This window comes from Candidatus Clostridium eludens (assembly GCF_045310515.1).
GTDB lineage: Bacteria > Bacillota > Clostridia > Clostridiales > Clostridiaceae > Clostridium_B > Clostridium_B eludens.
Window position 1 is genome coordinate 119177 of sequence record NZ_JBJHZX010000007.1, and the last position, 26481, is coordinate 145657.

The following is a 26481-nucleotide window of genomic DNA, read 5'->3' on the forward strand; positions in this document are numbered from 1 at the left end:
AAAAATCCTCCTACTTAATTTTATTTAAGAATAGACAATACTACTCTCTAATTCTTTTTTAATTTCATTAATCCTATCAAGTTTTTCCCAAGGCAAATCTATATCTGTTCTCCCAAAGTGTCCATAAGCAGCTGTACTTTTATATATAGGTCTTCTCAAATCAAGATCCCTTATAATTGCAGCTGGTCTTAAATCAAACAACTTATTTATTATTTCCACTATCCTGTCATCACTTATTTTTCCTGTACCAAAAGTGTCTACACTTATAGATACTGGTTTTGCCACACCTATGGCATAGGCTATTTCTATTTCTATTTTATCGGATATTCCTGCTGCCACTAAGTTCTTTGCTACCCACCTTGCAGCATAAGCCCCAGATCTGTCAACTTTGGTTGGATCTTTCCCTGAAAATGCTCCACCACCATGTCTTCCATATCCTCCATAGGTATCAACTATTATCTTTCTTCCTGTAAGTCCAGAATCAGCCTCTGGCCCCCCTTTTACAAATCTTCCTGTTGGATTTACAAGATATTTTGTATTTGAATCTATCAACTCTTCTGGTATTGTCACTTTAATAACTTCATCTATTATGTCTTTTTCAATTTGGTCATGGCTTATGTCTTTCTCATGCTGGGAAGATATAAGTATAGTATCAACTCTTATAGGTTTATCTCCTTCATACTCTACCGTAACTTGTGTTTTCCCATCAGGTCCCAAATATGGAATTATGCCTTTTTTTCTTACTTCCGCAAGCTTTCTTGAGAGCTTGTGTGCCAGTGCTATTGGAAGCGGAAGATATTCTGGCGTTTCATTTGTTGCAAATCCAAATACCATTCCCTGATCTCCAGCTCCAATTGCCTCAATATTTTCCTTTTCACCCTTTTTAGATTCTAGGGACTCATCCACCCCAAGTGCAATATCTGAAGACTGTTCGTCTATGGATGTTAACACTGCACAGCTAGCTGCATCAAATCCAAATCTTGAATTATTATATCCTATATCACTTATAGTTTTTCTCACTATCTTTGGTATATCTACATAAGCTTTAGTTGATATCTCGCCCACTAAAATCACAAGCCCAGTATTTACAACTGTCTCACAAGCCACCCTTCCATTTTTATCTTGTTCAGTAATTGCATCCAGTATTGCATCCGATATCTGATCACATATTTTATCAGGATGTCCCTCTGTAACAGATTCTGATGTGAATAATCTACTCATTTTTATCAATCTCCTTTTTTCTATATTTTATCTTTCCTTATTACCACTTTAGTAAAAAGTCTATTTGCTTTTATATCTTTTTAATTCCATATTTACTCATAGTTAAAAATTTATATGACCCATGTAATCCTTTCATCTTAACCACCCCCAACTTTTTATTCATTTTCTACTAAAAAATGTACAATAAAAGGCCAAGTATAACCATAGCCTAACGGATAAGTTAACTTGACCTCCAGTATTCTAGTCAGTCCAAATAAAAAACTCCCTGTAGAGAAACCACAAGAAGTTACATTCTTTTGCTTCTCATCTTTCAGGTTATATTACCTGCTGGAATTAGCACCATTGAATGTGAATACATTCAGGTTGCCGGGCATCATAGGGCCAGTCCCTCTGCCTCTCTTGATAAGAAATTTTATATTTAATTATTCAATTTAAATGTATTGTACAGCCTTTTAGTTGTTTTGTCAATACAAATTTAAAAAATAATTCTAATTTTCAAAATTTATATCATAATATCCATATATAACTACTGACACCCAAGTACGCTCTTAAAATCCAATTGCATTCCATGGTAATTTTTTATCTTATGGCAAAATAACTTCAATGCCACTTGCTCCCTGGCCTTTATTGAAATCCAATATTTTCAACTCTGATGGATCTACACGAAATATTATATTGTTACCTAAACCATTTTTTTTAATTCTTTCTTTGAACCTGGGATTTTTTTTAGCTATCACTTCAATAGCCTTTGTAATCTCTCCTTCACCTGTAACTTTGGCAGCTTTACCCTTTATTGTAACGTTAATAAAAGATGCTACTTCTTGATTTTCATGTTGAAAAAAAACTGAAACATTTGAATTATGTTCTATTTGTTTGACTTTTATAGTTCCTTCGCCAGTTGAGAAATAAATGCTATACCCATCTACACCAAAAGCACCTAAAGTTCTCAAAGCAGGTGCATTCTCACCATCTACCGTAGCCAATACTATATACTTTGTATTAGCTAAATATTCTTCTACAAAATTTTTATCAATTGCCATTTATACATACCTCCTATAGTATTTAATTTATATTTATATTTATATCAAATATTCTACAATTTCAAGAACAAGGAGTAATTTATTTTTCTCTCATAATTTTTGTTTTACTTGTCCTTTTGTTAGATGTAAAAAATTTGACATATATATCTCTCTTGTCAAGACTATACTGATTAAAGTATACATTTAACATAATATATACTCCACTTAAAACAAAAATAGGAATAAAGCTTAAAAATATAGCTTGTATACCAAAAGTCTCACCAATAAATCCTCCCAAAATAGGACCAAAAGCTGCACCTATACCTGTACAAGCAGCAAACAATGCAGATATCTTGCCTTTTTTACCTTCTATCTCGCCTATTTGAGAATACGTAATTAAATTAGTCATACCTAATCCAGAACCCATAATTAATGTGCCCACACTTAAAAATGCCATATTACTTGTTAACACTATAAATATCATGCCTATAATACTCAAAATAAAGCTACTTATATATAAATTGTGTATTTTATATTTATCCAAAAGTTCCCCAGCTGTAAATACAACTAAAATAAAGACTCCACCCTCTAATATTATTAACCATGAGGCATAATAAGATGGAAGATGATAATTTTTCACTATTAAAATAACTATAAAAGTCACAAAACATGAAAAAGCTGCTGTTGATAAACTCTCTATTAATATAGATTGCCTTATAATTTTATTATTTAAAGTTAATTTAAAATCTAAGGTCTGTTCTTTAAAAATATCTATTATGTTTATATGAACTGAAGTATTATGTTTTTCACTTAGCCATATCAATAATATAATCGGTATTAAAGTAACTACACCAATGTAAACAAAAATATTTTTATAACTAATAAATTGAACAATATACCCACCAATAAGAGGGCCTAGAAAAGTTAAACCAATGGACATGGAGCCTTTATACCACCCTGCTCTTTTTTTACCTATTAATTTTAAATTTTTAAAAAAAGCAGCATTTAGAGAGGTCATTCTTAATGAATTGCCAAATCCCTGAAAAAGCATAATAATCATTATAAATATTGGTAACACAGCAAAAGGAAATAAAAAAATCGTTGTAGAAAAAATAACGCCTCCAATTATATATAATTTTCTTGAGCCATAATGATCAATTAAAAATCCAGAAGGCAAGACTAATAGCATTAATCCAAGTCCAGAAATTCCTTTTATTAAGCCTACCTGAGCGGTATTAGCATTTATACTCAAAGCATAAAGTGGCACTATCATTTGGAGTATTCCGCTAGCCGTTCCTGATAATATATTAAGTAATATAAAGCCTAGTACTATTTTATTATTAGTATTCAATATTTTGTACATAAAAACCCGCATTCCCTTCAATATGCTCAAGGCACAAAACTTAGTTTATTATATAAAATAATAAAAACAAAAGACCAAATTTTGAATTATTATACCCTATATCACTAGCTAAAATTTCTGACCAATGTAGCTATATCTTCAAGTAAAGTAACCGCACCTTTATATCCCATATATGTTTTATCTAAAACCACACTGTCCCATATAGGAAAGGATATATGATGAATAGGAACATTAATTTTACCTGCAATTTCATTTTCTAATGAACTTCCAAGTATCAATTCAATTTCGCTATTTTCAATGATTTTATTTATTCTCCCTTGGTCTTCTTCAAAATATAACTCTACTTCCTGTGAAGATAAAAAATTTCCTATTTCTTTTCTTAAATGCTCTTTATAAATATCCTCTGGATTATCTGTAATAATAATAGTTTTAGGTATAAGTCCTAACTCCTCCAAAAAACCACTTACCCCCAACGCCAAATTTGATTCAGAAACAACTGCAAACTCTTTTTGTAAATTGTATTCATAATAAAAGTCTGCTATATTTTCTAAATAATAATTGAGCCTATTCTCTTCAGCCTTTATAAATTCATCTAATACCTTTTTATCTATATTAAGCTGTTTACCGACCTTTTTTATAAAAGAACCTGTATTGAAACCCACAGGCAAACTGTTAAAATTTAAATAAGGTATATTATATTTATCTTTTAAATATTCTACTGCTTTTATTCCTCGAGATGAAAATACTAAATTTAATCCGGCATTAGGAATCTGCTGCCATTTTGCGATATCTTGTTGAAATCCCAATAAAGTGTTTACTTTTAATCCTATAGATTCTAAAATTCTTTTTAATTCAAATAAATTTCCCTGCCAAAATACATCTTGATTTGGAATAATTCCAAATATATTTACAAGCTCTTTTTGCCTTTTAGAAGATATATCATAAATTTTAGGTAACTGTTCAATTAAGGTTCTTACTGTAATTTCATATCCATAGTGTATATCTCCTTTAAATCCAGGAGTTTGTACATTTATAACAGGATACCTCTGTTCCTGAGCTTCTTTCGTCATAGCTGGTATATCATCACCTACTAATTCAGTAGCACATCCACTTAAAACTACATATAAATCAGCATCTAGCACTTTAATAGTATTTTTTATCTGTTCCCTTAATCTGGATGTTCCTCCGAAGATCACCTGTTTTTCGATGACATTGCTAGAAGACACCTGAATACCACCGGTATATCCTGAACCTCTATTACCGCTTACTTTGTTTACTCCTAAATATTGCTGAACTGCGCAACCTGCCGTTGAATGTACGATGGGTACAGCTTTTTCTATATTTTCAACTGTCTGAAGTGCTCCAGACAATGCGCAGCTATTTCTAGAAGCGTCAATTATACTAGTATTATTTATATCCATACCTTATTTTACCTCCTGTTTTATATACCAATTAATGCTTCTATTATACCAATTTTTGTTATAAGGTAATCTATCTGCTTTGGCAAGTTTCTCCACAAATTTTTTATTTTTAATTGCTTTATTAATGGTCTTTACAAGATTTTTAATGCCATTAAACCCTAATATATCTAGATTATCTATAGCAACAGAAGGGATTCCAAGCTTTCCGGCTAAAACACTATGATGACTTAATCCTATATATAAATCAGGATTCAATTTACTTAAAATACTTTCTTCTTCAAAAGGCTGCCCATTTGCCACATGAAATTTTATGTTTTCATCTAATTTTTCAATATAAATTAAATCTTCTTTATTCAAATCATCTATATGATCCACGGTTATTCCTGCTAAACTTCCTTCCAATTCTTTTATTAGCTTTACAACTGAAAATGCTTTAGAAGTAGGTAAATTTATATATACTCTCAATCCATTTAATTTATTTTTATTTATATATTCTTTTAAATCATCAGAATATTCGAAGATCACAGTTTCTACATTTTTTTCTAATCCTAAAGCTTTTCCTATACTTATAAGCCAGTTGCTTGTCCCTTGTATACCCATAGGATATAAATTTAGCAAAAATGGTATTTGATATTTTTCTTCTAATGATTTAACAAAATAATCTCCCTGATCCTTGTCTATGCTAACAGAAAGTGCTGCTTTAGGTATTTTATATATATTTTCTAATGTTGAAAATTGTGGTAATACATTTACTTCAATACCTATTTTATTTAACAAATTTTTAATTTCATCTAATTCTTTTTCACTTTCAGATATGGAAATTAAATTTATAAGATTAGATTGAGTTTCTTCTTTTTTACTTGTAACTAAATATTTACAAATGGCATGAAATACAATATCACTTCCATATATTCTAGTTTTAGATTTAAAACCATCAGAAAAAATAGGAACAATTTTTATATTTAATACATCCTCAAGTTCAATTATAGGAGATAAAATATCATCATTATTTATGGCTATTACAGGTGTGGCCACTATAAAGATTACATTAGGTTTATAACTTTTATATAACTTTCTTATTGCCAATTCTAATTTTTCACCACTGCCCAAAATTGAATCTTTTTCATTTAGATTAGTAACAATCCATCTTCTAGAATTACGTTTAGATAAGATATTCAATTGAACTGAACTGCAGCCAAGTGGTCCATGAATTATTATACCTGCATCCTCAATACCGTTAAGTGCCTGAAGAATATATATAATTTCATCAAATGAGGCTTGAGAAAATGTTCTTATTTTTTGATTTGTTTTTCCTTCTTCTATACTATTTAAAACTTGGTTGATATCTCCATAATATGCACTTAAAGTATTCAACCTTTTTTCTCTTATTTGAGGTTTTCTCTTATTCAATAATCCCATTCAAACTCCTCCTACCTTTCAATTCCAAATTTAAATATAGTACTCAACATCATCCTTAAACTCTCCGAAAAACTCATTATATATTTCATTTCTAATCTTTATATAGTCATAGTCACTGCGCTTTTTTGATCTTGGCACTTCAACTTTTACAATTTTTTTTATAGTACCAGGACGGCTTGATAGGATGACTACACGATCAGCTAGAAAAACAGCCTCATCAATATCGTGGGTAACCAGAATCATTGTGGTTTTCTCCTTTTTCCAGATTTTCAATATCTCCTGCTGCATACTCATCCTAGTAAATGCATCCAGGGCACTAAATGGCTCATCCAGTAATAATATATCAGGATTATTAACTAATGCCCTAGCTATACTTGCACGCTGCTGCATCCCACCTGACAATTGGTGAGGATATGCTCTTGCAAATTTTTCTAATCCCACCAGTTCCAAATGCCTTTTAATAATATTATCTTTTTTATGATGATTTAATTTTTCCTGCAGTCCGAATTCAACATTTTTTTCAATATTAAGCCATGGAAAAAGTCTTGATTCCTGAAAAATTATTCCTCTATCAACACCGGGTTTTTCTATTAGTTTATCTTTAGAATATACTTTCCCTTCATATTCCCGTTCAAGTCCGCCGATTATTCTAAGCAAGGTACTCTTGCCGCACCCGCTTGCCCCAATAATACATATAAATTCATTCTTATAAACTTCCAAGTTTATATTATTGAGAACTTCTATATTTCCTGAATCTATAATAAATCTTTTATATAGATTTTGAATTTTCAAAACACCATTGGAAGTATTTTTCGAGCTCATGAGATCACTCCTAACCCTATGAATTAATATTCCATTTCAAAACTCTTTTTTCCACTATTTTTATAAATGTATCAATAAGGAGTCCTATAATACCTATTGAAAACACCCCAACAAGCATTACATCCGGCTGGGACAGCTCTCTGGCATAAGAAATCAAATAACCTATACCTGAAGATGCCGCAATAAGTTCAGCTCCAACTACGCTCATCCATGCACTTCCTATTCCTATTCTAAGGCCTGTAAATATAGAAGGAAGAGCTGATGGAAATATAATTTTAGTAAGAATTATAAATCTCTTTTTTTCAAGTATACTCCCTACTTCCATATATTTCTTGTCCACATTTTTAATTCCGTGAATTGTATTGAGAAGGACTGGCCAGAATGTACCTATACATATAACTACAACTTTAGATGTTTCTCCTATACCCAGCCACAATATAAGCACTGGCACCCAGGCAATTACTGGTATAGGTCTCAAGATTCCTATCAAAACAACTAATGCTTTATCAAGTTTTTTGCTCAACCCAAGCAATGTTCCAAGTGTTATACCAAATACACAGCCAAAAACATAGCCCTTTATTACCCTTAATAAACTTATTCCTAAATCCCTAAATAGATCTCCACCTTTAGTCAAATCTACTATGGTGCTAAAAATTATACTCGGTGACGGCAATACGGATATGTTAATTAAACCTTTGCTGCTGTAGATCTGCCATATTATTAAAATAAATACTGGTATTAACAGCATCAAAATGTAGTCTGAAATTCCACTTATACTTCCTTTAATTTTTTTAACTTTCTTAGGCTTTAGTTTTATCTCTATCAATACAGTGGCCCTCCTTTTTTAACTATGCCTTTATAAAAAACTTGCCTATTGTATACCTGCTTTCTTTGCATAACTTAAATCTATTAAATCATCAACATTTACATCTTTTCTTATAATCTTGTTTTCCCTTAAAAATTTAGCTGTATCCTTTACTGATTGTATACCTTCATCTGTAATATTAAGGCTATGTGAGGTTTTATCAAATCCAGGTTTCAAAACATCTTCTGCTACCCCGGTATCCTTAGAAATTATCTTTATAGTCTCCTCTGGATTCGCTTCTATCCACTTTGCTGTCTTATTCAGAACTTTTAACAGTCGCACAGCTATATCAGAATGCTGTTTTAAAAATGAATTTTGGGCAATAATCACATCAACTTCTTTTTTATATCCCGTGCCGTCAGCTATCTGGTCCACCGTACCCGTACTTACGGTCTGTGTAACAACGGGTTCCCAAATGACTGCCGCATCAATATTGTTGGATAATAAACTTGATTTTATATCTGCAGGTTGAAGATTTACCTGTTGAATATCACCGGGTTTTAAACCAACTGATTTTAAATATATATATAAAAGCTGCTGAGCCACAGAACCAATAGTAACACCTACTTTTTTGCCTTTTAAATCCGATATTTTATTTATCCCAGATTTCTTTGTTGCAATTAGTGCATCGGCTTTTTCACTTGTCCCATAAGCTGCTATGACTTTAATATCCACATTATTTGCCCTTGCCTGAATGGCGGGTTGATCTCCAACTTGGCCAAAATCTAACCTTTTACCAGTCATTGCTTCAATCATCGGTGGGCCTGAAGAAAATTTTTGTAGTTGAAATGTTATGCCATCTTTTTCAAATTCATCTTTAAGCCATCCTTTATCCCTTGCTACTATAATTTGGGTATGTCCTAGTTGATATCCATATTTTATAACTATATTTTGCTTGCCTCCAGTCTCTTGCTTATTACTACTTTGCTTGTTGGAGCATGCTGTAATTGTCACTAGGGAAATTGATAAAACCCCAACTAAAATTCTACTTAATAGATTTTTTCTCATTGTAATCGCCCTACCTCTACTTATATTTTATAAAAATTTATTTTACTTCTTATCTTGAAGGTGGAATAAATTTCATACTTTATACTCCGCTTTGATAATGTTTCATTGTTATTTTTTACAGGATAATATTTATATTTTTAATATATTTTAGTTCTAATGTTTCACCATAAACATACCTGCTCCATATTTTCCTTTAGGTCTTATTATGAAATCAAATTTTTCATAAAATTTTTCCTTGCCTCTACTAGCCATTAATCCTATAAATGAACCCTTAGGACAATTTTTATCTATATAATCCATCAGTTCAATCATTATAAGTTTTCCTATTCCTCTACCTTGAAATTCAGGAATTACAATCATATTCTGGATATAAAAATACATCCCTTTGTCACCAACTATTCGTCCGAATCCAACTAATTTCTCATTATAATTTGCACAAACACCAATAAGAGAATTCTTCAAGCTTATTTCAGCTGCTTTAAAATCATATGTGTCCCAACCAGTTTCTTTTCTTATATAAATAAATTCTTCTACGGTAGGTATTTTGTGAACAATATGTAAATTATCCATTAGAACCATCTCCTGCCTCGAATAAAGTTTATTCCCAATTTATGCCTATGACTTAGGTAGCTTTTATCTAATGCTACTGAAGATTTATTCCACAAAAAGAAGTCAAATCTCACCTACCTCAAAATTCAGTTTCTACAGATAAGTTCAATTTGACCTCCAGTTTTTCTAGTCGGCCAACTAAGATATTAGATTTACCCTACATACTATTTAAATATTTTTTACCTCCTTAACCAATACAAAGTTGATTTTTAATTTATACCTTAGAATCACTTGATATTTTCAGGTTTATATGTAAGTTTTTGTGGAAGTGCTTCTTTTAAAGCATCTGTATCTATTTTATCTTTTAAATTAAACCCAGCTTTAATCAATTTATTAGTTGAAGAATATTTATACACATCCTGCAGCTGTTTAACATCATCGTCATTTAATCTTATATCATTTGAACGTGATTTAATATCTTTTTCTAAGCTATCCTTTGGAGCTTTTAAAGCTTTAGCCATTACTTCAGCTGACCCTGATGGGTCTTCATTTATATATTTGTTAGCATCATTCAATGCTAGTAGTATGTTCTTTACCACATCTTTCTGTGCCAGTAATTTACTATTAGCAACTAAAAATCCACGGGATGCAAATGGTATATCTGCCTTACTTCCTATAACTTTAGCTCCTTTTACAGTTAAAGCTTTATTTAACAGGTTTCCAGAGAAAAATGTTGCTTGAACATCTCCTTTTTCAAATGCCGAGAGAATTTCTGCATCTGAACTAAATCCCTGTTTTTTCACTTCACCGATTTTTATGTTATATCTTTCTAAATACCTCACTATAGCATACTCATCTACAGTACCTCTTTTAACTCCAATGGACTTTCCTTTTAACTCTTCAGGAGAATTTATTCCATCACGAGTCACCATCTTTTCTTTACTTGAATCAACTTGTTGGATAAAGCTAAAAATTTTTAAATCTCCACTGCTTAACCTAGAAAGTGCTGCAAAATCCATTGCTAATCCAATATCAACCTGATTAGTGAGCACAGCATCTATAGTATCAATTCCAAAGGAATATGGATTTATTTGAGCATCAATACCATATTTTTTGAAATATCCTTTATCTCTAGCAACATAAAAGGCAGTTGAAAAGGCACTGGAATCTGCTCCAATTCTAACTGTCACTTCCTTCTTTGCTGAACCTGATGCCCCTCCATTTTGTGAACTGCTGCCGCATCCAGTAACCGTAACCATTATTGCAATAATAAATAAAATGATTAAAGATAATTTTTTAATTTTCACTAATATCTACCCCTTTTATATTAATTTCAAAAATCCTCCTACTTAAATTTTATATAAGAATAACTAACACTGTCCTAACTTATTAAATGGATGCAGGACTTTCTACAATTTTAGGGTCAAACTTATATATTTTATCCCCCCAATCTCTAGCCCAATCTCTAAGTTCATTAACATTTAATGGATTAGGTATGCTTAAATCCTCGTCTTCTGCTATAAATTTTGCTAGTTTTCTGTAAATATCAGCATGTTCGGATTTAGGATTAGCTTCAATTACAGTTTTTCCATAAAATTCACTTTGAGACACTATCAGTGACCTTGGAACATATCCTACTACTTTAGTACCTGTTCTTTTAGCAAAGTCATTTACTATGGCACTAGAATAGCTTGCACTTAATCCATTTCCAATTATCCCGCCGAGTTTTGCGCCTCCAGTGGGTGCATATTTATTTATTGCCTTAAAAAGATTATTTGCAGCATAAATGGCCATAAAATCTGATGATGTCACAACATATGCTCTATCGGTAATGCCATCTCTTATTGGTACTGCAAATCCACCACATACAACATCTCCTAAAACGTCATATAATACATAATCTGCTTTATATTTCTCAAACAAATCTAATTCCTGTAGAAGTGAAACTGCTGCATTAATTCCCCTACCTGCACAACCTACCCCCGGAACTGGTCCCCCAGCTTCAATACATAGAACTCCGCCAAATCCCACTTCAGAAATATCTCTTAACTTAACATCATTACTTCCTCTTAAACTATCTAACACTGTAGTAAGATAATTTCCTCCTCTTAGAGTGTTAGTGGAATCACTTTTTGGATCACATCCAATTTGTATTACTCTATATCCTAATTCAGCTAGAGCAGCACTGATATTTGAAGTAGTGGTAGACTTTCCTATTCCACCTTTGCCATAGATAGCTATATGCTTTGTCTTTTTACTCATAATAAATTTTCCTTTCTCATCTCAAATAATATCAATTTAGTAATTATGTTTTTAAATGTTTAAATTATTATTTTTATTAATTTATTGTAATGTGTGCTTAATTTTATCATTACTATACTTTTCACTTTTTTGGTGTGAAGTATATTTGTTTCTATTTCTCAATTTTTTAACTTTATATCCAAAATCTTATATGATATATACATAATCCCTTTATCTATACCTCCCATATTCTTATTTATTATCTACTGAATACATAAAAAGAGGTCAAGCATAACCCATTATAAGTTAGCTTGACCTCTAGTTTTCCAGTCAGTCAATTAAAAAACTTCCTATGGAGAAACCACAGGAAGTTGTATCCTTATTGTTTCTCATCTTCAGGATATTCCTGCTGGAATTGGCACCGTTGAATATAATAATCAGGTTGCCGGGCATCATAGGGCCAGTCCCTCTGCCGCTCTTGATAAGAAATTATTTAATTCATTTTTAATTTACATACATAATATAACTTTTAAAATACCTTGTCAACATAAAATTTTTATTTATCAGTTTATTTTTTATTTTCATCATATTTTACTATCAATGCATTTTTCCAAAAGTACAGCCGCGGCTCCTATTGAAATTGCATCCTTTTTGAAATACCCTTCTCTTTTAAATGTGACTTTTTTAGGAACACATTTTACACATGTTTCATAAAACAGATCAAAATTAATTAAAGCTCCACTTAATATAATACAATCCAAATCTAATAAGTTGATATAAAGTTCTATGCTTTTTCCAAACTTATATGCAGCATCAAAAATTATCTTTTCAGACAGTTCATCATTCTTTTGGGCTGCAGAGCACACCTTATTAAAATCAACATCTTGATTTGTATTGATAAGCATATGTTCAAAAGCATATTCATTATCATCTGCTGTTCTTATAATTCTCCCTTGTAAAATTGTCCCTTCTCTTACTCTCAATCCACAATTAAAATAAGCTAAATTTTTGAATTGCTTTCCAGTACCATACAAATACTCTGCAATAGCAGCCGAATTTGCGCCACTTTCACTAACTATACTACATTCTAATCTCTTTTCAATCATTTCACCTATATCTATATCATTCCATATGTCTGTTTCAATTCCAAGTCCCACTCCAATAAGGTCAACAAACTCCAAATTTAGCTCTACATAAGCATTCCTTATAATTTTTACAACTTCTTCCACAACCTCATCATATGAATTAGGAGCATTAGTATAAAAACTTTTTTTATAAAAAATTTCCATCCTTAAATTCACTATAGAAACTTGTACATAAGTTTTAGATATGTCTATCCCTATGATATAAAATCTACATATGTTTATATCATATAGAACAGGTTTTCTACCTCCTGTAGATTCTCCTATACATTTCTGTACTATCATACGTTTTTTTTCTAGAGGAGCCATCATTCGATTCAATGAAGTCAACTTCATTCCTGTTCTAAGCAAAATTTCATTCTTAGTCATAGCTCCATTTTTTTGAATTAAATTAAATAGATCTTTTTCATCAGAGTTTAAATCTTTAAATAATTTATAACTGTCCACCATAATAATCATACCTTATTAACATCTTATACTTTTTACTATTTTATCATACAAAATAACATCCTACAAAATTATATCTAAACTATTAAAAATATTGGATTTTAAATATAATTATAAAAATTAAGCACAAAAAAACTTATCATTATAATAAACTGAAATATGGATCTATGTCAATAGTATAGTACTTTTTTAATGAAAAACACTCTTAATAGTGTAAAATTTCAAGAATTTGATATATTTCAGAATAGAAACCTATTCATTTTAAAAACGATATTTCTCAATATAAATTTTTACTATAACCCCCTAAATATATATTATTGACAATATTAATTTAAGTATGTTAGTATTTAAATAATTAAATATTAAATTCTTATCAAGAGAGGTAGAGGGACTGGCCCTGTGATACCCGGCAACCTGATTATTTCAATGGTGCTAATTCCAGCAGGCATGTATTTGCTTGACAGATGAGAAACTTGAATGAAAGACTTTCTTGTAGCTCATGGCAAGAAGGTTTTTATTTTAGTTATAAGTTTATGTTTTCTTTTTACCAAAATAGTCAAAACATTAAATGGTATAAATTTTCTTATGCTATTTAACATCAAAAATAAATGAGGAGGACGTCATGAATATAAAAATAAATGGAGAACCTAAAGAAATAAAAGATGAATTAACAGTAACAGAAATTTTAAAAATTGAAAATGTGGAAATGCCAGATATGGTTTCAGTACAATTGAATGATGAATTTGTGGACAGGGATAACTTTTCAAGTACTGTATTAAAAGAAAATGACAAAATAGATTTCTTATATTTTATGGGTGGTGGAACTTTTGAATTACAGTGAAGAACAAATAGAAAGATACTCAAGACACATAATCTTATCAGAGGTTGGCGTAGAAGGTCAAGAAAAACTTCTTAATTCCAAAATACTTATAATTGGAACTGGAGGTCTTGGAGCACCTGCGGCCATGTATCTTGCAGCTGCAGGAATAGGAACCCTAGGTCTTGTAGATGGAGATGTCGTAGATCTTTCCAATCTTCAAAGACAGATAATACATGAAACCAACGATGTAGGAAAACCTAAAGTTCAATCAGGTAAAGAGACTGTAAACCGCCTAAATCCTGATGTAAATGTAATTACTTATAACGAATTGGTAGACTCTCATAATATCTTAGATATTATAAAAGATCAAAATTACGATTTTATTATAGATGGTACCGACAATTTTCCAGCTAAATTTTTAATAAACGATGCTTGTGTTCTTGCAGAAAAACCCTTTTCTCATGCAGGAATAATAAGATTTAACGGACAACTCACCACATACATACCAAACAATGGTACACCTTGCTATAGATGTATTTTTCAATCGCCGCCACCTGCTGGAGTAGTACCTACCTGCAGAGAAGCAGGTGTGCTAGGTGTTATGGGGGGTGTAATAGGCACTCTCCAAGCAACGGAAGCAATTAAATATTTGCTTAATCTTGGAAATACTCTGGCTGGATATCTTTTAACTTATAATGCACTTACTATGGAATTTAGAAAAATAAAACTAGGCAAAAATAAAAGCTGTGGAGTATGTGGACAACATCCTACCATAAAAAATCTTATAGATTATGAACAAGCAGCCTGTGACTTAAAGACAGGTCAGCTAAAAGGGTGATTATATGATTTATATAGATAAATTAGAATATGAAAAAGTTGTAGAACAAGCAAAAAATGAATTTCCTAATGAATGCTGCGGATACTTGGCAGGAAGTACATCCGAAGAGGATATATTTATAAAAAAAATATATCCTTTAACAAATACAGATAAAAGCAGTGAACATTTTTCCATGGATCCCAAAGAACAGTTCAATGCTTTAAAATCTATAAATAATGCGGGACTTAAGATCGTCGGGAATTATCACTCACATCCTTATTCCCCCTCCAGACCTTCTGAAGAAGATAAAAGACTTGCTTTCGATACTGAAATATTATATGGAATTTTATCACTTGAAAAACCTGAGCATGTATTTAATCTATTTAAAATAGACAAAGACAAAAATGTGGAAAAACTTCAATATAAAATTGTTTCACATTTTTAAAAGTAAATTAGTGGGAGTGATATTTATATGATAGCTATAAATGAAGATAACTATAAATCTATAGAAGACATTAAGGATAAATCAGAACAATATAAGTCGGGTACAATAGACCCTTTAAGATTCAAGGCTTTTAGAGTTTCTATGGGGGTATATGAGCAAAGAACAAAGGAAACTTATATGGTAAGAACCAGAATACCCGGTGGTGTTATAAACTTAGATCAATTTAAGCATATAAGTGAGCTGGGAAAAAAATATTCCCAAGGTAAAATCAGATTTACTTCAAGACAGGATATTCAATTTCAAAGTGTCAATTTAGAAGATATATACCCTATAATGAAATCCCTTATAGAAGTAGGAATTATTACAAAAGGTACTGGAGGAAATACTGTAAGAAATATAGCATGTTCCCCTCTTTCCGGGGTTTCATTAGATGATGTATTTGACGTAACTCCTTATGTAAAGGCTGCTACTAATTATTTAATAAAAGATCCAACTACAATGAATCTTCCTAGAAAATATAAAATAGCTTTCTCAAATAGTAATGAAGACACCGCAAATGCTACAGTATCAGATCTTGGATTTATAGCTAAAATATTAAATAATAAAAAAGGATTTGAACTATATGGAGGCGGTGGATTTGGAGGAAGCCCCTCAGTGTCTTTAAAATTAAAGGATTTTATAGAAGCAAAAGATATTCTCTATTATATACAAGCCATGAAAAATCTCTTTGAAAAGGAAGGAGACAGAACCAATAAAAGCAAAGCCAGAATAAGATTTATAGTTAAACGGCTGGGACAGGAAAAATTCATTGAATTATTTAGCGAAGAAGTAGCCAAATTAAAATCATCTGTAAATCTAGATGTAGACGTGGACGAAAATGAGTTTTTATTAAATACCTCAGCTAATATAGTAAAAGAGGTGAGTGTGTCTAAGGAACTTGAAAATATATTGTTTCCTCAAAAACAGTCAGGGTATTATTCTGTTTATATACATCCACAAAGTGGTCATTTAAGCACAGATAATTTAGACAGTATGCTTAAATTTGTAAAAAATTTGAATTACAAAACATCCATTAGAGTAACAAATACTCAAGGGTTTTTTATAAGAGATCTTAAAGAAGATGATGCTAAAAAGTTAGTGGATATAATTAAAGATTTTACTTCCATTTATAATATAGATAACTCCCTCACCTGCGTTGGAGCTTCCACTTGCCAGTTAGGACTTTGTCTTTCACAAAATCTCTTAACTGCCATAAAAGAAGAATTCAAAAATACTTCTCCAGAAATAAAATCATCTCTTCCAAGATTATATATATCAGGATGTCCTAACTCTTGTGCCCAACACGAAAAAGGACAGATAGGACTTCATGGAAGAGCCAGGAGAACTGAAGGAGGACTTATACCTATGTATTCCGTTTCTCTAGGCGGAAAAGTGGGTTCGGGATGTGCTAAGATGGGCGATGCCTTTGGAGACATTCCAGCTAAAAAGGTTCCTGCATTTCTCCATGAGTTATCCAAATTAAAGATTGCTTCAAATTATGAGGATTTTTACGAATTTTTAACCTACAAATCTTCTGACATAAAAAAACTGATAAGTCAATACACAAATGTTGAAAAATTCATTAATGAATCAGATATTTTCTTTGATTTCGGAGCTTGTGAGAAATTTTCCCTAAAAGATCGTGGACCTGGTGAATGCAGCAGCGGAGTAATGGATGTAATTAAACTAGATTTATCAAATGCTAAATCTTCTCTGGATAAATATATAAAATCTAAAAAAATTGAAGACCTTTATGCATCCGCAGTATCCTCTGCCAGGACACTTCTGGTACTTAGGGGAATAGACACAAATAAGCCTAGGGAAATATTTAAAGAATTTCAGAAGGCCTTTATAGATACAGGCTATGTTAAATCTTCAGTAAAGGAACTATTTGAAAATCTGATAGATTATAAACTTGGTGATTTAGAAGATATATCTGATAAATTTTCTGAAATAGAATATTTATATAAGAAAGTTGATGCACTGTATCAGTCCTTAGATGGAAAACTTGAAATAACACTTCCTAAAGAAGAACAAACAGATGCAACATCTCATGACAAGAAACAAATTAAGGAAAAAGATAATTATGAGATCATAGACTTTAGAGGTGTAAAATGCCCTATGAATTTTGTAAAAGTTAAAATTGAATTATCTAAAATTAAGCCAGGTGAAAAAAGAGGCTTTTATATAGATGATGGTGATCCAATAAAAAATGTTCCAGAAAGTATCAAGAAGGAAGGACACAAAATAATTTCCATAGATACAAATTATGATGGTTATAACCTTTTAGTTGTAGAAAAATAATATCTAAGTTCACAATCAGCTGACGTAATTGTGTTTTTATCTGAACGCTACCACTTCTAACACTCCCATTCAAAGTGGGAGATAAGAACTGCTGCGTACCTGGGATAAGTTCTTCCCCTAAGGGATAGCGTATTCTAAGTGCTAAGGACACTAAGAATACTGTTAATAAGATTCAGATGGAGAAAAACATTTAGTATGGGAAAACTCTACCTGAATCTTAGAATCACTTGATTATGTCAGTTGTAATAAATTGAGGTGAAACTATGAAATTTAATACTAAACTTATACACGGAAACTTAAAAACAGACACAACAGGAGCCACAAATGTTCCTGTATATCTATCAAATGCTTATGCACATAATAGTGCAGAAAGGCTTGAGAACATATTTAAAGGCAAAGAAATGGGTTATTCTTATACGAGAATATCAAATCCCACAGTTACTTCTTTTGAAAGAAGGATTGCCAGCATAGAAAATGGATTAATTGCTACATCTACTGCATCCGGTATGAGTGCCATCTATCTTTCAATAATGAACATAGTAGAACCTGGAGATGAAATAATTGCATCTACTGGTCTTTATGGAGGTACCTATACATTAATAAGAAACTTAAAGTTGTTAGGAATAAAAGTACAGTTTTTAGAAAATATAAATGAAGTAACCTTAAAAGATGCTATAAATAAAGATACCAAATTAGTTTTCACAGAAACCATAGGTAATCCTAAATTGGATGTTCTAGATATAGAAACCGTATCAAGAGTTTGCAAAGAAAATAACATAATTCTAATTGTAGATTCTACTATGACTACCCCTTATCTTATAAAACCTTTAGAGTATGGTGCTGATATTGTAATACATTCAACATCTAAATATATAAATGGTACTTCTAATTCCATAGGAGGGATTATAGTAGATGGTGGTAGTGATAAATATAGTGCTTCAAATTACAAAAACTTTAAAAATTACACTAAAAAATATGGAAAAATGGCATTTACAGCTAAGCTAAAAGAGACAATAGAAAGAGACATAGGTCCCGCCCTCTCCCCTTTTAATGCATTTTTAAATCTTACAGGAATAGAAACTCTTTCCCTTAGAATGAAAGAACATTGTAAAAATGCTTTAATTGTTGCTGAGTATTTAAGCCAAAATAATAAAGTAGTTGATGTAAGTTATCCTGGCCTAAAAAGTTCCAGATACTATAATTTAATTGAAAAATACTACAAAAATGGAAGCGGCGGTATTTTGACCTTTAGACTTGAAAGTAAAGAAAAGGCTTTTAAGTTTGTAAATAATTTAAATCTCATTTTAAATCTTACAAATATAGGTGATACTAAGTCCATAATAATTCACCCTTCATCCACTATATGTGCTAACAACACTCAAGAAGAAAAAGAACAAATGGGAGTTTATAATGATTTACTCCGTTTATCCGTTGGAATAGACGATTCTGAGGATATAGTTGAAGACATTGAAAATGCCTTAAAATATATTTGAAATTTCTTTTATTTTCACACTGGTGTTTTCTTTTAAATATTTCTTTACTTTTATTCACAAATATACTATTTTATTCATAGTATACATTGTAAATAAATTTACGGAGGTACCTAATGAGCATTAGCGATTCTAATGACAACATTAGTAAAGAAAATTTTGAAGATTCCTATGACTTTGACCCCCCTATATATTGTCCATACTACTCAATGCCCTATGATCGATCAATGGAGGATGAATATATGGACCTAGCTCCAGATGATGATGACTTTGATGATGATTTTGATGCCGGATATAGGCGAAAAAACCCTAAAGGTCCTAAAGGTCCTAGAAGACGCAGGCGTAGACGCAGACGTAGACGTAGAATCCATCACATGCCTTACTCTATGGCATTCATTCTGCCAGTAGTACTGCCATATGACGGCTACGACGATTGGTATTAATACTAAAAAATACTGCTCACTCCATAAAATTTACTTAGTTTAGAATAGTATAAAAGATAAGCACTAGTTTATACCAGTGCTTATTTTTCATATTATAATTCTTCTAAAATATTTCTTTAAAAATCTCTCATTTATCCCCCAAAACATTTAAATACAATTAAATAATCTTCCTAATACATGCTCAAGTTAAACAAATTACTATTCTTATGTATTTTAAAGTAACAAAACATTATATTAAAAAATAACCTAATATTATACACAGTTTTATAAAAAATAGAAATTCACAATAAATAATAGACGGAGGTTGTTTACATGTATTGTATTGATGCTGGAAGTAATTATTGTCCATGTCATCTTGCAGAAACTCTTGACTGCGTGGCCTGTTCTCAACTTTGTGGTGAAAAATTCTGTCAATGTAAAAATTGGCATGGTATATGTATATACGAACAATATATATCAAATGGAAATAAAGCACAAAATTTAAGAGAGACTTATACCTCATATATATTGAAAAAAGAAGTATTCCAAGATGATTTATGTATATTTACACTAAAAGCTCCTGAAAACCTGGTAAAAGAATTAACTTCTCCTGGGAGCTTTGTATTTATGAGAAGTGAAGAAAGTATAAGTTACTATGATGTTCCAATATCAATAATGGAAGCTAATACAGATGAAATTTTCTTAAAAGTTGCAATAAAATTAATTGGTATAAAAACTAAAAAACTATTTGAATTAAATAAAAATCAAAAAATACTACTTAGAGGCCCTTTTTCAAATGGAATAATGGGATTATCAAATATTTATAATGCTAAAGGAGGTACATCTTTAATTATAGCTCGCGGCATAGGTATCTCACCTTCAATTCCTGTTATGAAAAAACTATATTACAATAATAACAAAATTATATCCATTTTAGATACACAATTTCAAGATGATTTTAGCAAAGAATACTTTAAAAATTACAGTTCTGAAATGACACATTGCACTATACTAGATGAGGGAAACCTCACAAAAGAATTTAAATCCATCTTAAAGGAAGTCATGGATGCTCAAAATGTAAATATAATTCACTGTGGTGGTTCTGACATATTAACTTATAAAATTATTGATTCAGTAGATGATTCTATAAATTTTTCCTGTTGTAATAATGCTAAAATGAACTGTGGTGAAGGAATATGTGCAAGCTGTGCTAACAGCCATGGAAATAATGAAATTAAGCGGTTATGCAAGCTCCAGATGGATCCACGAGATTTATTTAAAAACAGAAAATTTATATAGGAGGTACTTTCATGAAAGTAATAATAATTGGTTCCGGTTGGTCTGGATGTACAGTACAGTTAAAATAACCTCTATTTATTTATGTAATAAATAGCAAAATTCCAGCTTTATTTTAGCTGGAGTTTTTATATTTTCCCTATAGGGAGCCTAAAATCTAGGTACACAATAAAATAATCCACCCTATTTCAGAGGTCAAAAACCATTCTTAGTTTGATTATAATTTCCACGGCTAGCTTCTGAAAACCTTTTTTACATTATATCACAAATATTTGGAAGATAAATGCGAAATGTTCCTATATTTTTACCATTTAAAAGCCTGCACCTTATAAAAAGGTACAGGCCCTCATCATGCTCTTATCTTAATCCCTATTCATATGATTCAATCATTTTTTAACCATGTTTCTAGTTATTGTGTTAAGGTTCAACAGGGGGTATCTGAGAAAACATAAAACACACTTCAATATTTACTTAAAACCCTTTAAAACCTTTGATATCAAGCTATTTCCGCTCTATCCTTACCACACACTCAACATGTGTTGTTGCATTGAGATAATACTGTAACGCGCAATTATTGAGTTTTTATAAGGGGGTCTTCTAGGTGGTCGGGAGGGGTCATGAGTTTATACATTTTCGCAAAATTGGATAATCTTCTCTTATTAAATACTATTTATCCGAAGTCCTTCAACATGATTATTTTTTATGTTTCACCTCCAAATATCCGATATTATATTATTTCCCATAAATGCTTTCTACTGTTGATTTTCTCAATTGCACACTATTTTTATTTTAAGAATATTATGTAATGTACTAATTTGAAATAGAAAAAACTCTTCTTTTCTTAAACCTTTAATAACGGGAGTGAGATAATTGAATAATGGAATATTTAATGAAGTGAAAGAATCAAAAAAAGGAGGACTTACCGATGTTCATGGTATCCTGGTGGGAAATGCTGTAGACAAAAGTGGCCGCACGGGATGCACGGTGATTCTCTGTCCGGATGGAGCAGTCCCCGGTGTATCCGTAACAGGAGGTAACCCTGGTACTCAAAATACCGATGCCATTCGCCCCGGTACCTTAGAGTATCCTGTATATGGCCTACTCCTCACAGGTGGCAGTTATTTCGGACTACCAGCAGCGGGCGGAGTGATGCGCTGGCTTGTTGAGAAAAAGATTACCGATTTACCTCTCGTGCCTGTTGCAGTAATTAACGACCTTCTCTACGCCAAGGGCTCACCCCCGCCTAATGCAGCACTAGCGTATGCCGCTTGCCAGGCTGCAAATGATGGTCCCGTTGCAGAAGGAAATGTAGGAGCCGGAGCCGGAGCAACAGCTGGAAAAATCTACGGAAGGCCTATGAAGTCTGGACTGGGCACTGCCTCCCATCACATTCCCGGCGGTCCCATTGTGGCAGCTTTAGCAGTAGTTAATCCCCTCGGAGACGTATGGGATAAAGGGCATATTGTTGTCGGAGCTCTGCGACCTGATGGATGCTTTGTCAATCAGACTCGGGCGATTCTGGAGGGCGTTCCTGTACCGCAAACCAAACAAACTCTGAACACCACAATCGCTGTAGTAGCTACAACAGCGCGACTAACAAAGACAGAAGCCAACCGCGTAGTAATGCTCGCTGAAGATGGGATGGCTAGGGCCATCTCCCCTGACCACACCCAATGGGATGGTGACACTATTTTCTGCCTCTCCACGGGTTCCTATACCAGCAATCTAACAAGTGACGAACTCATTACGCAGGTAGGTACAGTTGCTGCTGTAGTACTTGAGGAAGCCATTGTACGTGGAGCATTAGCGGCACAACCCCAAATATACCATTATTTATAAATTATTTTGAACTAAAAGCAGTTTACAAAAAGGATACTGAATTTCTAATGGAAAGAATTCTTGGAAAGGTAGAATCACTTTTTGTAACTGATACTTATCAATTTGATGATTATTCAAAATATGTTGCAACAGCCTTTGATGCTAATAAAAAGTTAAAATGTAGGAAAAAAGTATTTCCACAAGATTGCAAAAATGCGTTGAGTTGGGAAAACGACTAGTTCAGATGTAATATATTAATCATAAATCTATTGCTAAGTTATTTTTGAAAATTTATAATTGGTAAATTTCTTTATATTGATAAGTTTAAAATATCACATTATTCTTATTTAGTGCCACAATTAGAAAAACGAACGATTTGCTAGAACACTATACTATTCAAATTTGAATTTTATAGTGTTTCTGCCGCAATTCAAATTTTTTATAGCTTTAATCATATACCTCCAAAATAGTTTCAACTGCTTTTTTAAGCTTAAAATTATTACTATACGGTTTGCGTAGCTGAAGCTTTCTTATCTTTACTTGTCTCTTAAACAGTAGCCTTTATAATATCAAATATATCTCCAGAACTTAGTCCAATTTGAGCTGTAATTTTCTCTACAGCCTTGCTATGTTTAACAGCTCCTTCCCAGTTATATTCTTTGTCCATCTGCTCTACAGCCATAATTATTCTTTTAGCCGTGTCTATGTCAATATAAAATACAGTAAATTGGATATAATGATTAATACCATAAAAATATTTTAATACCTTAAATAGTTTTACCTTAGTACAATAAAAGCTCTGGAATTAACCAGGGCTTTTTTGTTTTAATTTTATTTGATCCTTTGAACTTACATGTCTACTTTCCTATATCTTTGATATTTCAACTTTAGCTTATGTATTTATTTCTATATAAGTTTTAATATCCCTTCTAATATTTTACAAAAAAATAAAAATAGAGCTTAGGACAGTTTTACCCACCCTAAGCTCCTTATCATATTTTACTTTAAATCCTGCTCGTAAGCTTTGACCATTTTCTTAACCATATTCCCACCTACAGAGCCAGCTTCTTTAGTAGTTAAATCTCAATTGTAGCCTTTTTTTAAATTCACTCCAATTTCCCGGGCTGATTCTATTTTAAGCTTACCTAAAGCTTCCTTAGCATCTGGTACTAGTAATCTATTACTGTCACCTGGCATAATCGACACCTCTTTTTAGAGCAATTTTTAATGCTACATTTAAAGTTTGTGCAGTTCTATAAAAAATACTCTAGTCAATTGGATGAACATTTGGAAAATAAATATAGAATATAGTAAATTGGATATAATGGTTAATGCTCATAAGAATACTCATATTGGTTCCTCAATATGTTTTAATTGATAAAAGCTCTGGAATTAGCCAGGGCTTTTATCATAAAGGTTTTTATCTAGGATTTGAGGAATAAATTTGCTTTCATTTATATTGTATGTAATTTGTAAATTTTGGATACAATATAAATACAATCGTCTCTCATAATTTCTTTTTAGCTGTCCATAGGGCAGCTTTTTTGTGTAAAAACCATTCATAAAATAAATTAGATTGGCATAACATTAACTAGGAGCCTAAGTTATTATATAACATTTAGCATAGTGCATACACAGTAAAAAGCCCTGGTTAATTTCAGGGCTTTTTACTATAACCTTATCACTATATACTACATCTAATTATTATATATACTGTATGCAATTTTAAAATTTTGGTTATACTATTAAGTAACTTTATTCCTTTCAAAATTTTTTTAGCTGGCCTTTGGTCAGCTTTTTTGCTAATAATAGTTATATTAATAACTTAAAATAAATAAACCCCTAACAAAGGACACAATATGTTTAAGGAGGACTTTTGTATATTTTCCTCCTCATATTTTTGTTAGGAGTGAATCTATTACAGCATTGTTTTATATAAAAATATCTATTATAATCACAATTTTAATTTTAAACGCCTGAAAGCTCCTTAAATAGTTATGATATCTAAGGAATGAAATTCACTAATTAAAGAACAGTAATATTTTCTGCTTGAGGTCCTTTTTGGCCTTTAGCTATATTATAGGAAACTCTTTGGCCTTCTTGAAGTGATTTGTAACCATCTGCATTTATCTGAGAAAAATGTGCAAAAATATCCCTTCCATCTTCTCCTGTAATAAATCCAAATCCTTTACCTTCATTAAACCATTTAACTATACCATTCATATATAATGTACGCCTCCGAAATTTTATTTTTCTTAAACTCTCTGTAATAAGTTTGTACATTTGTGTAAAAGATATTCTAGGTAATTGTATGAATGCCTGGAAAATAAATATAGTAAGTTGGCATAATGATTAATGCTCATAAGAATACTCATATTGGTTCCTCAATATGTTTTAATTGATAAAAGCCTTGGGTTGGCAAGGGCTTTTTTAGGGGGGTTTGAAACTATGCTTAGGTATTTTAATGCTTATTAGGCATGTTCTTAATGTAAACTCGCGTTTGTGTTGGTATATTTATACTTATATACAAATTAATGTATTGATCTTTTTGATTATTGATAATATACTTAGAATAAGGAGGAAGTTGAAATGAAAAAATATATAAGAAAACTATATATAATATTTTCATATATAATTACATTTTTAATGCTTCTATCTTTAAGTACCTTTTTAATAGTTCACTTATTAAAAATTTTTTTTAATAAGTGAACTATTATGTTTTATGGATATATTAATATAGTTCTATTAGCTTCTAATATTCTATTTGCAATATACATTACTGTAAAATACTACAAACCACCTACTTATCATCTTTTTGATGATACTTATTAAAATCAATAATATTTTTTGCATTATCTGAATTTATTTCTAAATTTGAGGCTGATGAACTTATTTCCTCTTGATATTTCATCAATTTAGCTCGTTGTTCTTCTAATTTTAACTTTTCTTCCTCAATTTGAATCTTTTTTAATTCCCTATCTAATTTTTCATTTTTTAGTTTAGAGCTGTGCTCTCTGAATTTAATTATCATATCAATAATACTACAAACCTTAACTTTTCCAATCCTATTAGCAAATGCTGCACACCAAATAAACACAACTCCTATTAATGTATTATGAGAATTCAAAAGATTTATTGCATGATTTGAATATTGTTGCAATATTAAACTTAAATCTCCTGGAGAATTCAAATTTGTTTTTGTATATACCCTAATATCATTATCAAATAAATTTATAAGACTGGAGGCATTATAAATAAACTTTGAAAGCTCAATGGCATCTATATCTTTTTCCCGTTCGATATTAAATACTATATTAATTTTATTATTCCTATAATATATATTATATATAGAACTTAATATAAAATCTGAATAATCATTTACATCTTACCAAAAAGGACAAGTACTGACAATAAAAATAAGACCTGTCAGAAAAATCCCAGCAGGTCCTACTCTTTTCCTAATGATTCATAATAATCAACTCACTATACTTATGTTCTTTACCCTGTACCTTC

Annotated in this window: 24 protein-coding genes, 1 pseudogene and 3 riboswitches; of the genes and pseudogenes, 9 read left to right on the forward strand and 16 right to left on the reverse strand. The window is 31.2% G+C overall.

Annotated elements, in window-relative coordinates; all coding sequences use genetic code 11:
* Positions 1 to 24 precede the first annotated feature (24 nt).
* The 12 genes from metK to ACJDU8_RS06845 all read right to left on the reverse strand — a co-directional run bounded on the left by metK (position 25) and on the right by ACJDU8_RS06845 (position 13529).
* A complete protein-coding gene (gene metK, locus ACJDU8_RS06790) occupies positions 25 to 1221 on the reverse strand; it encodes a methionine adenosyltransferase (RefSeq protein ID WP_406791396.1) in 1197 nt (398 codons plus the stop codon).
* 300 nt (positions 1222 to 1521) lie between these two features.
* Positions 1522 to 1630: riboswitch (SAM riboswitch) on the reverse strand.
* Positions 1631 to 1805: 175 nt separating this feature from the next.
* Complete coding sequence (locus ACJDU8_RS06795; protein ID WP_406791397.1) at positions 1806 to 2261, reverse strand: pyridoxamine 5'-phosphate oxidase family protein; 456 nt, start codon at positions 2259 to 2261, stop codon at positions 1806 to 1808.
* A 79-nt stretch (positions 2262 to 2340) separates the two neighbouring features.
* Positions 2341 to 3603: an MFS transporter gene (locus ACJDU8_RS06800; protein WP_406791398.1), complete on the reverse strand. Its 1263-nt coding sequence runs from the start codon at positions 3601 to 3603 to the stop codon at positions 2341 to 2343.
* 104 nt (positions 3604 to 3707) lie between these two features.
* Positions 3708 to 5024, reverse strand: coding sequence for a nitrogenase component 1 (locus ACJDU8_RS06805; protein WP_406791399.1), 1317 nt, complete (start codon positions 5022 to 5024; stop codon positions 3708 to 3710).
* 3 nt (positions 5025 to 5027) lie between these two features.
* Entirely contained in the window at positions 5028 to 6443 is a 1416-nt protein-coding gene (locus tag ACJDU8_RS06810; RefSeq protein WP_406791400.1) for a nitrogenase component 1, read from the reverse strand.
* A gap of 30 nt (positions 6444 to 6473) precedes the next feature.
* On the reverse strand, positions 6474 to 7265 hold the full coding sequence (locus tag ACJDU8_RS06815) for an ABC transporter ATP-binding protein (RefSeq protein WP_406791401.1): 792 nt from the start codon (positions 7263 to 7265) through the stop codon (positions 6474 to 6476).
* Between the two features lie 16 nt (positions 7266 to 7281).
* Positions 7282 to 8091, reverse strand: coding sequence for an ABC transporter permease (locus tag ACJDU8_RS06820; RefSeq protein ID WP_406791402.1), 810 nt, complete (start codon positions 8089 to 8091; stop codon positions 7282 to 7284).
* A 45-nt stretch (positions 8092 to 8136) separates the two neighbouring features.
* On the reverse strand, positions 8137 to 9138 hold the full coding sequence (locus ACJDU8_RS06825; protein WP_406791403.1) for an ABC transporter substrate-binding protein: 1002 nt from the start codon (positions 9136 to 9138) through the stop codon (positions 8137 to 8139).
* A 153-nt stretch (positions 9139 to 9291) separates the two neighbouring features.
* Positions 9292 to 9708: a GNAT family N-acetyltransferase gene (locus ACJDU8_RS06830; RefSeq protein WP_406791404.1), complete on the reverse strand. Its 417-nt coding sequence runs from the start codon at positions 9706 to 9708 to the stop codon at positions 9292 to 9294.
* Positions 9709 to 9974: 266 nt separating this feature from the next.
* On the reverse strand, positions 9975 to 10994 hold the full coding sequence (locus ACJDU8_RS06835) for an ABC transporter substrate-binding protein (protein ID WP_406791405.1): 1020 nt from the start codon (positions 10992 to 10994) through the stop codon (positions 9975 to 9977).
* 82 nt (positions 10995 to 11076) lie between these two features.
* Positions 11077 to 11949 (reverse strand): nucleotide-binding protein, encoded by an 873-nt coding sequence (locus tag ACJDU8_RS06840; RefSeq protein WP_406791406.1) that lies wholly within the window; start codon positions 11947 to 11949, stop codon positions 11077 to 11079.
* A 365-nt stretch (positions 11950 to 12314) separates the two neighbouring features.
* Positions 12315 to 12416: riboswitch (SAM riboswitch) on the reverse strand.
* Between the two features lie 96 nt (positions 12417 to 12512).
* On the reverse strand, positions 12513 to 13529 hold the full coding sequence (locus ACJDU8_RS06845) for an ROK family protein (protein WP_406791407.1): 1017 nt from the start codon (positions 13527 to 13529) through the stop codon (positions 12513 to 12515).
* 355 nt (positions 13530 to 13884) lie between these two features.
* Positions 13885 to 13988: riboswitch (SAM riboswitch) on the forward strand.
* 151 nt (positions 13989 to 14139) lie between these two features.
* On the opposite strand from ACJDU8_RS06845, the gene thiS reads away from it, so the two are divergent.
* From thiS to ACJDU8_RS06890, 9 genes are all read left to right on the forward strand, one after another.
* Positions 14140 to 14358 (forward strand): sulfur carrier protein ThiS, encoded by a 219-nt coding sequence (gene thiS, locus ACJDU8_RS06850; RefSeq protein WP_406791408.1) that lies wholly within the window; start codon positions 14140 to 14142, stop codon positions 14356 to 14358.
* Entirely contained in the window at positions 14345 to 15175 is an 831-nt protein-coding gene (locus ACJDU8_RS06855) for a HesA/MoeB/ThiF family protein (RefSeq protein ID WP_406791409.1), read from the forward strand. Before thiS ends, ACJDU8_RS06855 begins: the two co-directional genes overlap by 14 nt.
* Before the next feature lie 4 nt (positions 15176 to 15179).
* Complete coding sequence (locus ACJDU8_RS06860) at positions 15180 to 15599, forward strand: M67 family metallopeptidase (RefSeq protein ID WP_406791410.1); 420 nt, start codon at positions 15180 to 15182, stop codon at positions 15597 to 15599.
* A gap of 27 nt (positions 15600 to 15626) precedes the next feature.
* Positions 15627 to 17942, forward strand: a complete 2316-nt coding sequence (locus ACJDU8_RS06865) for a sulfurtransferase TusA family protein (RefSeq protein ID WP_406791411.1) — start codon at positions 15627 to 15629, stop codon at positions 17940 to 17942.
* 263 nt (positions 17943 to 18205) lie between these two features.
* Positions 18206 to 19435, forward strand: a complete 1230-nt coding sequence (locus tag ACJDU8_RS06870) for an O-acetylhomoserine aminocarboxypropyltransferase/cysteine synthase family protein (protein ID WP_406791412.1) — start codon at positions 18206 to 18208, stop codon at positions 19433 to 19435.
* Positions 19436 to 19674: 239 nt separating this feature from the next.
* Positions 19675 to 19875, forward strand: coding sequence for a hypothetical protein (locus ACJDU8_RS06875; protein WP_406791413.1), 201 nt, complete (start codon positions 19675 to 19677; stop codon positions 19873 to 19875).
* 312 nt (positions 19876 to 20187) lie between these two features.
* Complete coding sequence (locus ACJDU8_RS06880) at positions 20188 to 21153, forward strand: sulfide/dihydroorotate dehydrogenase-like FAD/NAD-binding protein (RefSeq protein WP_406791414.1); 966 nt, start codon at positions 20188 to 20190, stop codon at positions 21151 to 21153.
* An 867-nt stretch (positions 21154 to 22020) separates the two neighbouring features.
* Complete coding sequence (locus ACJDU8_RS06885; protein ID WP_406791415.1) at positions 22021 to 22989, forward strand: P1 family peptidase; 969 nt, start codon at positions 22021 to 22023, stop codon at positions 22987 to 22989.
* A gap of 47 nt (positions 22990 to 23036) precedes the next feature.
* Complete coding sequence (locus tag ACJDU8_RS06890) at positions 23037 to 23207, forward strand: hypothetical protein (RefSeq protein ID WP_406791416.1); 171 nt, start codon at positions 23037 to 23039, stop codon at positions 23205 to 23207.
* A gap of 308 nt (positions 23208 to 23515) precedes the next feature.
* Here the strand turns inward: ACJDU8_RS06890 and ACJDU8_RS06895 are convergent, their stop codons facing one another.
* The 4 genes and pseudogenes from ACJDU8_RS06895 to ACJDU8_RS06910 all read right to left on the reverse strand — a co-directional run bounded on the left by ACJDU8_RS06895 (position 23516) and on the right by ACJDU8_RS06910 (position 26128).
* Positions 23516 to 23650: a hypothetical protein gene (locus ACJDU8_RS06895; RefSeq protein ID WP_406791417.1), complete on the reverse strand. Its 135-nt coding sequence runs from the start codon at positions 23648 to 23650 to the stop codon at positions 23516 to 23518.
* A 317-nt stretch (positions 23651 to 23967) separates the two neighbouring features.
* Positions 23968 to 24165, reverse strand: a pseudogene (locus tag ACJDU8_RS06900) (alpha/beta-type small acid-soluble spore protein).
* A gap of 828 nt (positions 24166 to 24993) precedes the next feature.
* On the reverse strand, positions 24994 to 25191 hold the full coding sequence (locus ACJDU8_RS06905) for a cold-shock protein (RefSeq protein ID WP_406791418.1): 198 nt from the start codon (positions 25189 to 25191) through the stop codon (positions 24994 to 24996).
* Between the two features lie 577 nt (positions 25192 to 25768).
* A complete protein-coding gene (locus ACJDU8_RS06910; protein WP_406791419.1) occupies positions 25769 to 26128 on the reverse strand; it encodes a hypothetical protein in 360 nt (119 codons plus the stop codon).
* Positions 26129 to 26481 lie beyond the last annotated feature (353 nt).

What these genes read in the sequence shown, in the direction of transcription:
- ACJDU8_RS06830 (WP_406791404.1), bottom strand. Translation starts at nt 9,708, where the DNA reads ATGGATAATTTACATATTGTTCACAAAATACCTACCGTAGAAGAATTT.
- ACJDU8_RS06800 (WP_406791398.1), bottom strand. Translation starts at nt 3,603, where the DNA reads ATGTACAAAATATTGAATACTAATAATAAAATAGTACTAGGCTTTATA.
- ACJDU8_RS06825 (WP_406791403.1), bottom strand. Translation starts at nt 9,138, where the DNA reads ATGAGAAAAAATCTATTAAGTAGAATTTTAGTTGGGGTTTTATCAATT.
- ACJDU8_RS06890 (WP_406791416.1), top strand. Translation starts at nt 23,037, where the DNA reads ATGGAAAGAATTCTTGGAAAGGTAGAATCACTTTTTGTAACTGATACT.
- ACJDU8_RS06815 (WP_406791401.1), bottom strand. Translation starts at nt 7,265, where the DNA reads ATGAGCTCGAAAAATACTTCCAATGGTGTTTTGAAAATTCAAAATCTA.
- ACJDU8_RS06840 (WP_406791406.1), bottom strand. Translation starts at nt 11,949, where the DNA reads ATGAGTAAAAAGACAAAGCATATAGCTATCTATGGCAAAGGTGGAATA.
- ACJDU8_RS06860 (WP_406791410.1), top strand. Translation starts at nt 15,180, where the DNA reads ATGATTTATATAGATAAATTAGAATATGAAAAAGTTGTAGAACAAGCA.
- ACJDU8_RS06845 (WP_406791407.1), bottom strand. Translation starts at nt 13,529, where the DNA reads ATGATTATTATGGTGGACAGTTATAAATTATTTAAAGATTTAAACTCT.
- ACJDU8_RS06875 (WP_406791413.1), top strand. Translation starts at nt 19,675, where the DNA reads ATGGACCTAGCTCCAGATGATGATGACTTTGATGATGATTTTGATGCC.
- thiS (WP_406791408.1), top strand. Translation starts at nt 14,140, where the DNA reads ATGAATATAAAAATAAATGGAGAACCTAAAGAAATAAAAGATGAATTA.
- ACJDU8_RS06865 (WP_406791411.1), top strand. Translation starts at nt 15,627, where the DNA reads ATGATAGCTATAAATGAAGATAACTATAAATCTATAGAAGACATTAAG.
- ACJDU8_RS06880 (WP_406791414.1), top strand. Translation starts at nt 20,188, where the DNA reads ATGTATTGTATTGATGCTGGAAGTAATTATTGTCCATGTCATCTTGCA.
- ACJDU8_RS06905 (WP_406791418.1), bottom strand. Translation starts at nt 25,191, where the DNA reads ATGAATGGTATAGTTAAATGGTTTAATGAAGGTAAAGGATTTGGATTT.
- ACJDU8_RS06805 (WP_406791399.1), bottom strand. Translation starts at nt 5,024, where the DNA reads ATGGATATAAATAATACTAGTATAATTGACGCTTCTAGAAATAGCTGC.
- ACJDU8_RS06895 (WP_406791417.1), bottom strand. Translation starts at nt 23,650, where the DNA reads ATGGCTGTAGAGCAGATGGACAAAGAATATAACTGGGAAGGAGCTGTT.
- ACJDU8_RS06795 (WP_406791397.1), bottom strand. Translation starts at nt 2,261, where the DNA reads ATGGCAATTGATAAAAATTTTGTAGAAGAATATTTAGCTAATACAAAG.
- ACJDU8_RS06810 (WP_406791400.1), bottom strand. Translation starts at nt 6,443, where the DNA reads ATGGGATTATTGAATAAGAGAAAACCTCAAATAAGAGAAAAAAGGTTG.
- ACJDU8_RS06870 (WP_406791412.1), top strand. Translation starts at nt 18,206, where the DNA reads ATGAAATTTAATACTAAACTTATACACGGAAACTTAAAAACAGACACA.
- metK (WP_406791396.1), bottom strand. Translation starts at nt 1,221, where the DNA reads ATGAGTAGATTATTCACATCAGAATCTGTTACAGAGGGACATCCTGAT.